This window comes from Bartonella sp. P0282 (assembly GCF_048452985.1).
Taxonomy (GTDB): domain Bacteria; phylum Pseudomonadota; class Alphaproteobacteria; order Rhizobiales; family Rhizobiaceae; genus Bartonella; species Bartonella choladocola.
Map to the genome: position 1 here is coordinate 1 of NZ_WTFO01000019.1, position 336 is coordinate 336.

A 336-nucleotide genomic window follows, 5' to 3' on the forward strand; every position below is an offset into this window, starting at 1 on the left:
AATCCTGCAACAAGATTGCCATAAGCATCCTTCGCTGTAAAGGTGAGTGTTGATCCTTTGCTATCACCTGCGTTAAAGGATGTCGGAGATGCGATAAAGGTGGAATTTCCTTTTCCCCCATCGACTTTACCGCCCTTTATCGTCACAGTGGCTTCAAGTGTTCCAACAGCATCAGAAGAAACCTTCGGTGTAATTTTATAAGTTCCGGCAAGCGTGCCTTTTAATGTGGCTTTATAAGTGCCATCTGGTGTCTCTTGAATTTCCGACAGAACAACCTTGTTCGTATCCGGCTTGTTACCGCCCCCGTCAACAATGTCAAAGGTAAGGTCATTGCCT

The 336-nt window shown here is 45.5% G+C and carries 1 protein-coding gene; it reads right to left on the reverse strand.

What is annotated here, in order from left to right; genetic code table 11:
• Positions 1–336 (reverse strand): hypothetical protein (locus tag GQS64_RS11980; RefSeq protein WP_198231767.1); only part of this gene is annotated, 336 nt, incomplete at both ends.